This is a genomic window from Brachyspira pilosicoli, from assembly GCF_036997485.1.
Taxonomy (GTDB): Bacteria; Spirochaetota; Brachyspiria; order Brachyspirales; family Brachyspiraceae; genus Brachyspira; species Brachyspira pilosicoli_C.
The window spans coordinates 623,390-635,311 of the sequence record NZ_JAWLPU010000001.1 but is presented as its reverse complement, the minus strand read 5'-3'; the positions used below and the strand labels follow the sequence as shown (position 1 = coordinate 635,311).

17 protein-coding genes are annotated in these 11,922 nt (G+C 31.7%); 15 read left to right on the top strand and 2 right to left on the bottom strand.

The features are described 5' to 3' along the window. Positions 1-29 precede the first annotated feature (29 nt). The 15 genes from rpsE to dnaX all read left to right on the top strand — a co-directional run bounded on the left by rpsE (position 30) and on the right by dnaX (position 10,268). A complete protein-coding gene (gene rpsE / locus R4I97_RS02750) occupies positions 30-512 on the top strand; it encodes a 30S ribosomal protein S5 (protein ID WP_013243954.1) in 483 nt (160 codons plus the stop codon). After that, complete coding sequence (gene rpmD / locus R4I97_RS02745; protein WP_219708118.1) at positions 512-691, top strand: 50S ribosomal protein L30; 180 nt, start codon at positions 512-514, stop codon at positions 689-691. Before rpsE ends, rpmD begins: the two co-directional genes overlap by 1 nt. A gap of 10 nt (positions 692-701) precedes the next feature. Beyond that, a complete protein-coding gene (rplO, locus tag R4I97_RS02740; RefSeq protein WP_013243952.1) occupies positions 702-1,181 on the top strand; it encodes a 50S ribosomal protein L15 in 480 nt (159 codons plus the stop codon). A gap of 12 nt (positions 1,182-1,193) precedes the next feature. Then, positions 1,194-2,534: a preprotein translocase subunit SecY gene (gene secY, locus R4I97_RS02735; protein ID WP_013243951.1), complete on the top strand. Its 1,341-nt coding sequence runs from the start codon at positions 1,194-1,196 to the stop codon at positions 2,532-2,534. Between the two features lie 5 nt (positions 2,535-2,539). Further along, on the top strand, positions 2,540-2,758 hold the full coding sequence (gene infA, locus R4I97_RS02730) for a translation initiation factor IF-1 (RefSeq protein WP_013243950.1): 219 nt from the start codon (positions 2,540-2,542) through the stop codon (positions 2,756-2,758). 20 nt (positions 2,759-2,778) lie between these two features. After that, positions 2,779-2,895, top strand: a complete 117-nt coding sequence (rpmJ, locus tag R4I97_RS02725) for a 50S ribosomal protein L36 (RefSeq protein ID WP_014933892.1) — start codon at positions 2,779-2,781, stop codon at positions 2,893-2,895. Between the two features lie 22 nt (positions 2,896-2,917). Continuing rightward, on the top strand, positions 2,918-3,307 hold the full coding sequence (rpsM, locus tag R4I97_RS02720; RefSeq protein WP_013243949.1) for a 30S ribosomal protein S13: 390 nt from the start codon (positions 2,918-2,920) through the stop codon (positions 3,305-3,307). Between the two features lie 22 nt (positions 3,308-3,329). Next, positions 3,330-3,740: a 30S ribosomal protein S11 gene (gene rpsK, locus R4I97_RS02715; protein WP_013243948.1), complete on the top strand. Its 411-nt coding sequence runs from the start codon at positions 3,330-3,332 to the stop codon at positions 3,738-3,740. Positions 3,741-3,761: 21 nt separating this feature from the next. Continuing rightward, entirely contained in the window at positions 3,762-4,388 is a 627-nt protein-coding gene (rpsD, locus tag R4I97_RS02710; protein ID WP_335783598.1) for a 30S ribosomal protein S4, read from the top strand. Positions 4,389-4,419: 31 nt separating this feature from the next. Continuing rightward, positions 4,420-5,397, top strand: a complete 978-nt coding sequence (locus tag R4I97_RS02705) for a DNA-directed RNA polymerase subunit alpha (RefSeq protein WP_335783597.1) — start codon at positions 4,420-4,422, stop codon at positions 5,395-5,397. An 18-nt stretch (positions 5,398-5,415) separates the two neighbouring features. Further along, positions 5,416-5,805, top strand: a complete 390-nt coding sequence (gene rplQ / locus R4I97_RS02700; protein WP_157152060.1) for a 50S ribosomal protein L17 — start codon at positions 5,416-5,418, stop codon at positions 5,803-5,805. Between the two features lie 130 nt (positions 5,806-5,935). Next, on the top strand, positions 5,936-7,405 hold the full coding sequence (gene rho / locus R4I97_RS02695; RefSeq protein WP_335783596.1) for a transcription termination factor Rho: 1,470 nt from the start codon (positions 5,936-5,938) through the stop codon (positions 7,403-7,405). 13 nt (positions 7,406-7,418) lie between these two features. Beyond that, a complete protein-coding gene (locus tag R4I97_RS02690; RefSeq protein WP_335783595.1) occupies positions 7,419-8,015 on the top strand; it encodes a Smr/MutS family protein in 597 nt (198 codons plus the stop codon). Positions 8,016-8,034: 19 nt separating this feature from the next. Then, positions 8,035-8,625 carry a DUF1349 domain-containing protein gene (locus R4I97_RS02685; protein ID WP_335783594.1) on the top strand — a complete coding sequence of 197 codons (591 nt, stop codon included), beginning with the start codon at positions 8,035-8,037 and terminating at the stop codon, positions 8,623-8,625. Positions 8,626-8,699: 74 nt separating this feature from the next. After that, positions 8,700-10,268 carry a DNA polymerase III subunit gamma/tau gene (gene dnaX, locus R4I97_RS02680; RefSeq protein ID WP_335783593.1) on the top strand — a complete coding sequence of 523 codons (1,569 nt, stop codon included), beginning with the start codon at positions 8,700-8,702 and terminating at the stop codon, positions 10,266-10,268. Between the two features lie 78 nt (positions 10,269-10,346). Here the strand turns inward: dnaX and R4I97_RS02675 are convergent, their stop codons facing one another. Both R4I97_RS02675 and R4I97_RS02670 read right to left on the bottom strand, forming a co-directional pair. Continuing rightward, positions 10,347-10,988, bottom strand: coding sequence for a hypothetical protein (locus R4I97_RS02675; protein WP_335783592.1), 642 nt, complete (start codon positions 10,986-10,988; stop codon positions 10,347-10,349). 128 nt (positions 10,989-11,116) lie between these two features. Further along, complete coding sequence (locus tag R4I97_RS02670) at positions 11,117-11,761, bottom strand: hypothetical protein (RefSeq protein ID WP_335783591.1); 645 nt, start codon at positions 11,759-11,761, stop codon at positions 11,117-11,119. Positions 11,762-11,922: the final 161 nt, after the last annotated feature.

The window sequence follows — 11,922 nt, the reverse complement described above, 5'->3', positions numbered from 1 at the left end:
TGGCACACGATAATAACGAAGAAAAAAGTATGTTTGAAGAGCGTCTAATAACTCTAAACAGAGTAGCTAAAGTTATGAAAGGTGGAAGACGCTTTAGATTTGCAGCTTTAATGGTTTTAGGTGATAAGAACGGACATGTTGGTTTAGGTTACGGTAAAGCAAACGAAGTACCTGATGCTATAAGAAAAGCTATAGAGCAGGCTAAAAAGAATATGATAGAAGTTAACCTTAAAGGTGAAACTATTCCTCATAATACAGTTGGTGTATTTAGAAGCAGCAGAATAATAATGAAACCAGCTTCTAAAGGTACAGGAGTTATTTCGGGCGGTCCTGCACGTGCTGTATTAGAATTAGCAGGCGTAAAAAATATTCTTTCTAAATCTTTAGGTAATAACAATTCTATGAACTTAGCTAAAGCTACTTTTGAAGGTTTAAAATCTTTACAAACTGTTCAAGATATGGCTAATAAAAGAGGAATTAGTGTTGACCAGATTTATGGGAGGGCTGAATAATGGCTAAAGTTGTAATAACATTAGTTAAATCTCCTATAGGCTATGAAAAGTCTCAAAGAGATACTGTTGTAGCTTTAGGTTTCAAAAAGAGTAGAAGAGTTGTAGAACACGAAGCAACTCCTCAAATAAATGGAATGATTAATAAAATATCACATCTTTTAAAAGTAGAGTATAAGTGAGGGCTAGAGAATGGCACAGGAAAATACAAAAATATTAAGAGCTCCAAAAGGATCGAGCAAAAATCGTCATAGAGTAGGACGCGGACAAGGTTCTGGTTGGGGTTGTACTGCAGGAAGAGGTGATAAAGGTGCTCAGTCTCGTGCAGGTTACAGCAGAAGAGCTGGTTTTGAAGGCGGACAGATGCCTTTACATAGAAGAATTCCTAAAAGCGGTTTCACTAATGCTGCTTTCAAAAAGTCTGTAGATGTTATCAATGTTGGAGACTTAGATTCATTAGGTTCTAACGAAATATCTAGAGAAGCTTTAGTTAAATTAGGTTATTTATCTTCTACTAAAGATTATATAAAACTTCTTTCTATGGGTGAAGTAAAGAGTGCTATCACTATTACCGTTGATCTTGCTAGCAAAAAAGCTATAGAAAAGATTGAAAAATCTGGCGGTAAAGTTATAATACATGAACGTAAAAAATATATTAGAGAAAAGAAGTAAGGTTGTTTATAAATGTTTAAGTCATTAACTAATATATTTAGAGTACCAGAATTAAGAAGCAGGATACTGTTTACAGTTCTTGCTATTTTGGTATATAGAATAGGCAGTCATATTCCAACTCCAGGTATAGACCCAACTGCTCTTTTGGGCTTTTTATCATCAGCTCAAGGCGGCGGCGGTCTTTTAACTATTATGGATTTATTTTCTGGCGGTGCTTTGTTTAGATTTTCTATATTAGCACTTGGAATTATGCCTTATATATCCGCTTCTATCATCATGCAGCTTTTAGGTGTTGTTATACCAGCACTTGAGAGAATGCAAAAAGAGGGTGAAAGCGGTCGTAAAAAAATCAACCAATATGTTAGATATCTAACACTTGGTCTTTGTGTGGTTCAATCTGCAGCTATGGCTAGCTGGATTCAAAGTATAAATGAAGGTGCTATGATATTTATGAGACCTGGTTTAGGTTTTATACTTCTCGTAGTGATTACAGCTACTACTGGTACCATGTTCTTAATGTGGCTAGGTGACCAAATTACAGAACGCGGCCTTGGTAATGGTATATCTGTAATAATTTTCGCTGGTATTGTTGCTCGTATTCCTGCAGGATTCTATGATGTTATACAGAAAAAAGATACTGATTACTTAAACTCATTAGTAATAGTTCTTTTCTTTATAATATTTGCTATAGTGATATTCTGCGTAGTTTATGAAGAGAGCGGACAGAGAAGAATACCTGTTCAATATGCTAAGAGAGTTGTAGGAAGAAAGGTTTTTGGTGCACAATCAACTCATATACCTTTCAAGATTAACCCATCTGGCGTTATACCTATAATATTCGCATCAGCTTTGATGGCTATTCCAGCACAGATTGCTAGTTTAACAAGAGGTGTTCAATGGAGATGGTTGGACGCTTTGCTTAGATTTTTCTCTTATGGAAGCTGGGCTTATATAATTCTTTATTGTCTTTTGGTTATTATGTTTGCCTATGTTTATACATCTGTACAATTTAATCCAGATGATATAGCAGAGAATCTTAAAAAACAAGGCGGATTTATCCCTGGTTATAGACCTGGTACACAAACTGCTGAATATCTTAAAACAGTATTAAGCAGAATAACAATAGGCGGTTCATTATTCTTGGCTGCTATTGCTGTGTTCCCAGATTTAATGTCTAAGATTCCTGTATTTGCTCCTTTCAAAGGAACTAACAATTCTTTGGTTTATTTGATGGGCGGTACATCTGTAATGATTAGTGTAAGTGTTGCTGTTGAATTATTAAAACAAATAGAGTCTTACTTACAGATGCATAACTATGATGGTATATTGAAGAAGTCTAAGGTGAGAAGGTAATTAATATGGCAGAGAAAGAAAATATAGAGGTAGAAGGTACAGTAGTAGAGCCTCTTCCTAATGCTACTTTTAGAGTAGAGTTAGAGAATGGTCATAAGATATTGGCACATATTTCTGGAAAGATGCGTATGAACTTTATTCGTATACTTCCTGGAGATAAGGTAACTATAGAAATGTCGCCCTATGATTTAACAAAGGGTAGAATAATTTATCGTTATAAGTAAAATAATGGAGAACATTTAATATGAAAGTAAAAAGTTCGGTAAAAAAACGTTGTAATGACTGTCAAATAGTAAGAAGAAAAGGCGTAGTTAGAGTTATATGTAAGAAAAACCCAAGACATAAACAAAAACAGAAGTAATTAATTTAAGGAGATAATTAGTATGGCACGTTTAATGGGTGTTGAAATAAGAAATAATAAAAGAATAGAAATCGCCCTAACAGATATATATGGTATAGGACGTACTTTAGCACATGTAATTTGTGATAAGGCTAATATAGATTATTCTATTAAAGCTAAAGACCTTACAGATGCTCAAATTACAGCTTTAAGAGATGCAATAGAAGCCACAACTAAAGTGGAAGGAGATTTGCGTACAGAGCTTTTTAATAATATTAAACGTTTAAAAGATATTCACTCATATCGCGGAATGCGTCATATAAAAAGACTTCCAGTACGCGGACAAAGAACAAGAACTAACTCTCGTAACGCTAGAGGCGGCGGAGCTAGAAAAGCTATAGCTGGTAAGAAAAAAGCACCAGGTAAGAAGTAAAAATAACTAATGGGGGAGAATAGTGGCTACTCAAAAAGGTAAAAAAACACTAAAAGATAAAAAAATAAAAAAAGATAGAAAAGTAGAAGCTTTTGGTATAGTGCATATAAAAGCTAGCTTTAATAATACAATAGTTACTATCACTGATAGAAACGGTGATACTTTATCTTGGGCTAGTGCTGGTTTAGATGGAGAATATAAAAGTAGTAAAAAATCTACTCCATTTGCTGCACAGGTTGCTAGTGAGAAGGCATCTAAAAAAGCTTATGAGATGGGTGTAAGAGAAGTTGAAGTTTATGTAAAAGGTCCTGGTATGGGTAGAGAAAGCTCAATCAGAGCTGTAGAAGCTGCAGGATTAAAAGTAAAACTTATTAAGGATGTTACACCAATGCCTCATAATGGTTGCCGTCCTCAAAAAAGAAGAAGAATATAATTAATTGGGAGATAAATAATTATGGCTAGATATAGAGATGCAAGTTGCAGATTATGCCGTCGTGAAAAAATGAAACTTATGCTTAAAGGCGAGAGATGTCTTACGGCTAAATGTGCTATAACAAAAAAGAGAGAAGTTCCAGGTCCTACTAACCGTAAAATGAAACAATTATCAGAATACGGTATTCAGATGAGAGAAAAACAAAAAGTTAAACGTATTTATGGAATATTAGAAAAACAATTCAGAAACTATTATCATGAAGCTAACCGTGTAGCAGGTGTTACAGGTGAAAACTTGCTAAGATTATTAGAGCTTCGTCTTGATAATGTTGTTTATAGACTTGGTCTTGCTAAAAGCAGAGCTCAGGCTAGACAATTTGTACAACATGGTTTTATAAATGTTAATGGAAAAACTATGTCTGTGCCTTCTTATAGTATGAAAGTTGGAGATAAGGTTTCTTTCTCTCAGAGAGGAAATTCTATTTCACAAGTGAAAGAAATTCTTGATGGTTTAAAAAGTGAATATGTTCCTGCTTGGTTAAGTTTAGATTTGTCTTCTAAACAAGGTGAAATAGTAACATTGCCAATAAGAGAGCATATAGAGTATCCTATTAATGAACAGCTCATTATTGAGTATTATTCTAAGTAATGGAACTCTTTGATAAGGGAGTATTGAAAGAATGGCATTAAAAGAAATATTAGAATCTATTAGACATCCGCATAGAGTTACATTTGAAGCTAGAGATTTAACTCCTAATTATGGTAAATTTGTAGCACAGCCTTTTGAAAGAGGATATGCCACTACTATTGGAAATGCTCTAAGAAGAGTATTATTATCATCTATACCTGGATATGCTATTACTGCTATCAAAATAGATGGCGTTACTAATGAATTTGAAAATGTTCCTGGTATGAAAGAAGACACAATAGTGATGATTATGCATCTTAAAAATGTTGTGGTAGCTCTTCCTGAAAATGTTGATGCTAAAACTATACATGTTAAAAAAGAAGGTCCTTGTACAGTTACTGCTGCTGATTTCGCTCAAGCTGATGCCGATGTAACAGTATTTAATCCGGAACATCATATTGCTACTATAGCTGAAGGTTATACTTTTGAAATGGATGTTCAGATAGAATCAGGTTATAATTATGTGCCTGCTGAAGTGAATATGGAGTTGCTTGAAGATGTGAATGCTATAGCTATAGATGCTATATATTCTCCTATAGTAAGTGTGAAATTTGCTGTTGATGATGTTAGAGTGGGTCAGCGTATAAATTATTATGGTAAACTTACTTTAGAAATAGAAACTAAAGGTAATATTGCCCCTGAAAAAGCTCTATCTTGGGCAGCTAAATTGCTTAGAGATAATCTCACTCCTTTTATGCTTCCTGAAGAGGCTAATGGAGATGATGAAAAAATAGAAGAAACTCCTAAAGATTCTGTACTTGATTCTTTAAAAGATAAACATGTTGAAGAAGTTGAGTTTTCTGTTAGAACTGCTAATTTCTTAATATCTTCTGATCTTAAAACTTTAGATAAGGTTGCTCTTAAAACTGATGCTGATTTGTTAAGATTAATCGGTGCTAATGAAATGATTATAGAAGAAATTAAAGAAAAGCTTGCAGAATATAATGCTCATCTTGGTATGAGAGGCTAATAAAATTAAGGATAATGTATGAGACATAGAGTTACTGTTAAAAAATTTAATAAAACTACTGCCCACAAAAAGGCTATGTTTAACAATATGATAACTTCTCTTTTCAAATATGAGAAAATTGAAACTACTAAAGAGAAAGGTAGAGCTTTAAAACAATTAGCTGATAAGTTAATTTATAGAGCTAAAGTTGATAATGTTCATAATAGAAGATTGGTTTCTAAATATGTAAAAGATAAAGCAATACTTGCTAAACTTTTCAAAGATATTGCTCCTAAATATGCTAATAAAAATGGCGGGTTCGTAAGAAAAATCTTATCATACAAAAGATTTGGTGATGGAGCTGATATGTGTATTGTGATGTTATGCGATTCTGATAGCTCATCTGCTAATAAAACTGAAGCAAAATAAAAAATAATTTTAATAATTTAAAATAATAATCGTTTATTAATCTAATTATATATAAACAAAAGTAAATTTTATGTGTTGGTTATAGTTTTTATAGACTATAACTTACATATAAGGTTTATGGAGGTTACTTATGTCTGAAGATAACAATTTAGAGTTTTCTGCTGATGAAAATGTTGTGCCTTTGAAAAAGGTGAGAAAGGTAAGAAAAGTTGTTAGAAAGGTAGTTGCTAAGACTCAAGAAGAAGAAAAAGAAGAAGTTTCTGCTGTTGAAGATGACAATAATAAAGAAGAAGAGAATAATAATAAAATTCAAAGACCTTTTGATGTACTTTACATTAGCCAATTAAGTGTTTTAACTTTTGATGAATTAATAGATTTTGCTGAAAATTACGGCATTAAGAAAGATACTAACAGCAATTTAAGAAGACAGGAATTAATGCATTTAATAGTAAAATCTCATATTAATTTAGAAGGTAAAGTTGTTGCTGAGGGTACATTAGAAACTTTGCAAGACGGATTTGGTTTCTTACGTTCTAAAAACACAAATTATTTAGTAGGCTCTGATGACATATATATATCTCCTGCACAAATTAGACTTTTCGGACTTAGAACAGGGGATGTTATTAGCGGAGAAGTAAGACCTCCTAAAGATAATGCAGGTGAAAAGTTTTTTGCTTTGCTTAGAATAGAATCTGTTAATGGCGAAAAGCCTGATAATTTGCATAGAAGACCTTTATTTGATAAGCTTACACCAATATTTCCTAATGAAAGAATTAATTTAGAGTTTGCTCCAAATAAAATCTCTACTCGTATTATAAACTTAGTATCTCCTATAGGTAAAGGACAAAGAGGATTAATAGTAGCACCCCCTAAAGCTGGTAAAACTATGATGCTTCAGGAGATTGCTAATGCTATATGTAAAAACTATCCAGATATTAAACTTTTCATTCTTCTTATAGATGAGCGTCCTGAAGAGGTTACTGACATGAAAAGACAAGTTCCAGAGGCTGAAGTTATTGCTTCTACTTTTGATGAACTTCCAGAAAAGCATTGTCAAGTTTCAGAGATGGTATTAGAGAAGGCTAAGAGATTAGTTGAAAATAAACATGATGTTGTAATTATATTAGATTCTATAACAAGGCTTTCAAGGGCTTATAACTTAGTAGTGCCTGCAAGCGGTAAGGTATTAACAGGAGGAGTTGATTCTAATGCACTTCATAAGCCTAAAAAATTCTTCGGCGCTGCTCGTAATATAGAAGAGGGCGGCTCTCTTACAATAATCGCTTCTGCTTTAGTTGATACTGGAAGTAAGATGGACGATTATATTTACGAAGAGTTTAAGGGTACTGGTAATATGGAGCTTCATTTAGAGAGGAAGTTTGCTAATAGAAGAATATTCCCTGCTATTGATATAGATTCTTCTTCTACAAGGAGAGATGATTTACTTCTTAATGAGGAAGAGCTTGCTAAGATGAATCTTGTTAGAAGTGTTCAGGGTCAGGGTATCAATATTGATGAATACGACTTTATTGAGAAGATGATAGCTAAAATGAAAAATACTAAAGATAATTCTGAGTTTTTAAAATTATTAAACTCATGAGGTTTTAGTATCAATGTCTGATAAATATGATGATGAGAGGCTATTTAAATTTTTTGTAGAGCATGGCTATTTTCCAAAAGATTATGAAGAAAATAAAGTTCTAAAAAAAGAAATAAAAAAAGAAAGTGAAACATCAAATAAAAATACTCTCAATCATCCAGCTAAAAACGAAGAATATAAAGAAACCTATAAAGATAATATAACTAATAATTATACTGTAAGTGAAGAAGAAAGACTTTTATTTTTAAATGCTATTAAAAACCTTGATTGCAGCAATCATTCAAAAAAAGAGTTTCCAAAAAAGAATGTCAAATTTAAGCCAAAAATAAAAAATGCCGTTCCAAAGGAAAAAATAGATTTGCATGGTCTTACAGCTGATAGAGCTTTAATTGAAGTAAAGCATTTTATCGGTGAATGCAAAAAGAATAAAATAAGCCCAATACTTATAATACATGGAAAAGGTTTTGGAAGCGAAAATAAAATACCAGTATTAAAAAACATAGTTGAATATTATATTGCTACAGAGGGCAAGCCTTATATAAAATATGCTGCTGATGCTCCGAGGGAATTAGGAGGCTCTGGTGCAAAATTAATTTATTTAACTTTATAAAAATTTTAGGAAATATAAAATGAAAAGTTTTTTAAAAGAAGAATTATTTTGGATTAGAAAGCCTCGAAAAATATTAATTGATGATGAGAAAATAGAAATATATACAGAGCCTAATACAGACCTTTGGCAGAGAACATATTATGGCTTTAGAAATGACAATGCTCCTGTACTCCAAACTAAAACAAGTGATAAATATTTTTCTTTTACTGTAAAGACTTTATTTGAAAGTAAGCGCCGTTTTGACCAATGCGGAGTTGCAATTTATATAGACAGTGAGAATTGGTTTAAGGCTTCAATAGAATATGAGAATGAAGATTATCAGCGTTTGGGAAGTGTTGTTACAAATAACGGATATTCTGATTGGGCTACTCAAGATATATCAGCTTCTATAAAAGAGATGTATTATAGATTAAGCAGAAGGGAAAGTGATTTTTTAATTGAATACAGCGAAGATGGTAAAACTTTTAAGCAGATGAGGATATTTCATTTATTTAAAGGCAATGATGAGATAAGTTTTGGAATATATGCATGCAGTCCTGAGGCTTCATCTTTTAGAGCAGTATTTTCAGATATGCATATAACAGAATGTAAATGGCTTGAGCATAAATAAAAATTGACAAATAAATATAGTCTGTTAAAATAATTTTAAAAACATAAAAAATAATTTAATGGAACACTATTAACATGGCTGAAAACTATAAAGTAATAGCAAGAAAATATCGTCCGCAAACTTTTGAAGAGGTGATAGGACAGGAACATATTACAAAAACAATATCTAAAAGTATAGCACAAAAAAAAATAGCACATGCTTATCTTTTTTCTGGAGCTCATGGTGTAGGTAAAACATCTCTTGCAAGAATTATAGCAAAGGCCTTAAACTGTGTTAATGGTCCTACAGATAAACCATGCGGGGTTTGTCCTTCTTGTACGCAAATAGAAAATGGCACTCCTTTAGATGTTATTGAAATAGACGGTGCAAGCAATAGAGGTATAGAAAATATAAGAACAATAATAGAAAATGTACGCATATCGCCTGTTGCTGGTAAATATAAAGTATATATTATAGATGAGGTTCACCAGATTACTAATGAAGCTTTTAATGCTTTACTTAAAACATTAGAAGAGCCGCCTTCCCATGTTGTATTTATACTTGCTACTACTGAAGCAGACAGAGTACTCCCAACAATAAGAAGCCGATGTCAGCAGTATATTTTTAAGTCTTTGGGTATAGAAGATTTAGAGAAGATTCTTAAAAGTATATTAGACAAAGAAAATATTGCTTATGATGATGAGGCTATATTTTTGATAGCAAAACAGGCAAGGGGTTCTGTTCGTGATAGTGAAACTATATTAGAAAAGATGATAGCCTATACTGCAGACAAAAAACATATTACAAGTGCTGATGTTATAGCTGTGGTTGGGGGGAATAATTTTTCTTTTGTTAAAGAGTTTTTTGATGTAATGATTTCAAAAGACAAAAAAAATTATTTTCAATTTGTTAAAAAACTATTTGAAGAGTCTGTTGACCCGAGAACATTCATTAATAATTTAATTGATTATATGCGTGTTGTACTTATGATAAAGAGCGGTATTGATGATATTAAATTATTAGAGATAACAGAAAATGAGAGAGATGACTTAAAGACTTTTGCTAATAATTATAGCGATGATGAGATAGAGAGAATGCTTGATTATATATTAAATGTAGAAGAGCGTATAAGAAATGCTTCTAATGCGAGGGTAATATTTGAGATGCGTATGCTTTTACTTCTTGATACAGACAATTTGATTCGTCCTGTAGACATTATATCTTCAAGCAATGTTCAAACTGTTTCTGACACTAATGAAGACTATGGGCTTAGTAATGATAATATTCAAAAACCTAAAGAAATTAATAATGCTCCTAAACCAGCTTATGATGTTCCTCTTAGCCCGAATGACAAAAGGCATATATTCTATAATAAAATTCTTTCATATGTTGAAACAGAAAGCCCAACAATATATTCTTTGTTATCGCAAGGAAACCCAATAGAAAGTAAAGGTGCAACATTAATAGTAGCTATTCCAGAGCATATTTATGATATGGTTCAATCTGATAAAAGAATATCAGCCTTAATAGCGAGTGCTATACCAAAGTTTACAAAAAATAAAGATGTAGCCATACAGTTTCAAAAGGCAGTAGAAGGTAATGTGATAGATAAATTAAAAACTCGCCTTCAAGCAACCGAGGTTGACGAGAGTTCTTTACAATAAATAGAAATAAATATATAGAATAAAAAAAAGAGCTTATAATATTTTTTTACAAGCTCTTTTAATTTTTTTAACTGTTTTTTAGAATCTCACACCTAATTGTGCTCCCAAATCTACACTAGAAAGTTTGAAATTATGACTTTTACTTTCCATAAATGGTATATCATAAGCAATATAAATACCTGCTGTTAAATTGAGCGGTAATATAAAATCGAGCATAACTTTTACATAAGGTATAAAAGGCTTATTAAACTCTTTATAAATATTCTTTGTATCATACATGCTAGCCTGACCTATGCCGTCAGCACCATCTCTTTGATACATAAGACCAGCTATAGGAAACTTGAATCCTCCTCCAATTCCTAAAGATACAAATCCAATATCAATTCTAGGCAATAATCCTAAATTAAAACTATCAAAAGAAGCACCGTATCTTCCGCTTTGAGATTTTAAGCCGAAAGCAAATACATCTTTCTGATAACCAATATCAAAACCAATTCCTAAACCTATATTGCTAATTCCAAAATAATATCCAGGTATAACATGTATTCCAAATTCAAAACCAGCATCAGCCTTAGTATATTTAGCAGCATCAGTACCCGTATAAGTACCCAAACTAAATCCAAAAGGAAGAAGAACATTAACTTCAAAACCAGTTTTTGCCATCAAATTTCCGCTTAATCCAATTACTAATAAGCTCGCAATTATCACTATTTTTTTCATTTTTTATAATCCTTTATATTGTACTGCTTTTTATACTCGGAAATAGTAATAATCTATTTATAATAAAAAATAAGGAATACATATTATTAAATATGCATTCCTTAAATATTATTTTTAATTAATTTTTATTAGAATCTCAATCCAATTTCTCCGCCTAAATCAAATGAAGACATTTTAATATTATTATTAGGGTCTTTATATTCTACCAAAGGTATATCATAAGAAGCATATATACCTAAAACTAGGTTATAAGGTAATAAGAAATCAACAACCCCCTTTACATAAGGTATATAAGGGTTTTTAAAAGTATCTTTAAGCTTTTTATAATCATATCCTTGAGAAGTGTATCCTCCGTCGCTTTCTCTAAAGTAACTGCTTCCTGCTAAAGGTATTTTTACACCAGCACCTACACCTATAGAAACAAAAGCTATATCTACTCTAGGAAGTATTCCTACCATTAAGCTATCGAAAGTTAATCCGCCTTTTGATTTTTCATCAATAGCTGCTTTGAAAGCAAACACATCTCTTTTATATCCTAAATCTAATCCTAAGCCGAATGATAAATTGTTAAACCCAAAATAATATGCAGGCTGTAAATGAATACCAAATTCAAATCCAGTATCAGATTTTACATGTTGAGCTTCATTTCCGCTGAAACTGCTGAAGCTTGCTCCAAGCGGTATCATTAGCCCTAAACCAAATCCTGTTTTAGCCATAAGTCCGCTGCTTATGCTCATTGCTAATATACTTGTTATTATAATTAATTTTTTCATTTTATTCTTTCTCCTAAAAAATTGTATATATATATTAAATTATAGTAATTAAAAAAATAAACCATACATAATTTGATTTTTCTTTATTCTTTCTATATACCATAATGTTATTTGAATTATTAATTTTTCATATTGTAAGAGTATTCTAACTTTTTTGCAAG

Bases quoted from the DNA above. Each gene is read 5' to 3' on its own strand.
- rpsE (WP_013243954.1), top strand. From the start codon at position 30: ATGTTTGAAGAGCGTCTAATAACTCTAAACAGAGTAGCTAAAGTTATG.
- rpmD (WP_219708118.1), top strand. From the start codon at position 512: ATGGCTAAAGTTGTAATAACATTAGTTAAATCTCCTATAGGCTATGAA.
- rplO (WP_013243952.1), top strand. From the start codon at position 702: ATGGCACAGGAAAATACAAAAATATTAAGAGCTCCAAAAGGATCGAGC.
- secY (WP_013243951.1), top strand. From the start codon at position 1,194: ATGTTTAAGTCATTAACTAATATATTTAGAGTACCAGAATTAAGAAGC.
- infA (WP_013243950.1), top strand. From the start codon at position 2,540: ATGGCAGAGAAAGAAAATATAGAGGTAGAAGGTACAGTAGTAGAGCCT.
- rpmJ (WP_014933892.1), top strand. From the start codon at position 2,779: ATGAAAGTAAAAAGTTCGGTAAAAAAACGTTGTAATGACTGTCAAATA.
- rpsM (WP_013243949.1), top strand. From the start codon at position 2,918: ATGGCACGTTTAATGGGTGTTGAAATAAGAAATAATAAAAGAATAGAA.
- rpsD (WP_335783598.1), top strand. From the start codon at position 3,762: ATGGCTAGATATAGAGATGCAAGTTGCAGATTATGCCGTCGTGAAAAA.
- R4I97_RS02705 (WP_335783597.1), top strand. From the start codon at position 4,420: ATGGCATTAAAAGAAATATTAGAATCTATTAGACATCCGCATAGAGTT.
- rplQ (WP_157152060.1), top strand. From the start codon at position 5,416: ATGAGACATAGAGTTACTGTTAAAAAATTTAATAAAACTACTGCCCAC.
- rho (WP_335783596.1), top strand. From the start codon at position 5,936: ATGTCTGAAGATAACAATTTAGAGTTTTCTGCTGATGAAAATGTTGTG.
- R4I97_RS02690 (WP_335783595.1), top strand. From the start codon at position 7,419: ATGTCTGATAAATATGATGATGAGAGGCTATTTAAATTTTTTGTAGAG.
- R4I97_RS02685 (WP_335783594.1), top strand. From the start codon at position 8,035: ATGAAAAGTTTTTTAAAAGAAGAATTATTTTGGATTAGAAAGCCTCGA.
- dnaX (WP_335783593.1), top strand. From the start codon at position 8,700: ATGGCTGAAAACTATAAAGTAATAGCAAGAAAATATCGTCCGCAAACT.
- R4I97_RS02675 (WP_335783592.1), bottom strand. From the start codon at position 10,988: ATGAAAAAAATAGTGATAATTGCGAGCTTATTAGTAATTGGATTAAGC.
- R4I97_RS02670 (WP_335783591.1), bottom strand. From the start codon at position 11,761: ATGAAAAAATTAATTATAATAACAAGTATATTAGCAATGAGCATAAGC.